We start from the raw sequence: 324 nt of genomic DNA, 5'->3' as shown, positions 1-324 counted from the left end.
CCCTTCTGGTAGATATTTTGTGTCACTATTAGTTGAAACAGAAGTACAAGAACTTCCGAAAACACATTCTTACATTGGAATAGATGTAGGACTAAAAGATTTCGCTATTTTGTCAGATGGAACACACTATGAAAATCCGAAATTTTTCCGATCATTAGAAGATAAGTTGGCGAAAGCACAGCGTGTTCTTTCTAGAAGAATGAAAGGATCTTCTCGCTGGAATAAACAACGAGTAAAGGTAGCTAGAATTCATGAATACATATCAAATACTAGAAAAGATTACTTGGACAAAATTTCAACTGAAATCATCAAAAACCACGATGT

General features: G+C 34.3%; 1 protein-coding gene. It reads left to right on the top strand.

All coding sequences use genetic code 11. From position 1 onward, the window contains the following. Positions 1–324, top strand: a 324-nt coding sequence (locus D1166_RS31050) for an RNA-guided endonuclease InsQ/TnpB family protein (RefSeq protein ID WP_165851697.1), incomplete at both ends; no start/stop codon positions are given.

The sequence above is a fragment of the Bacillus sp. ISO11 genome, from assembly GCF_003458115.1.
GTDB classification, from domain to species: Bacteria; Bacillota; Bacilli; order Bacillales; family Bacillaceae_G; genus Bacillus_A; species Bacillus_A cereus.
The sequence above is the reverse complement of the archived record's forward strand: the minus strand, read 5'-3'. Positions and strand labels throughout refer to the sequence as shown.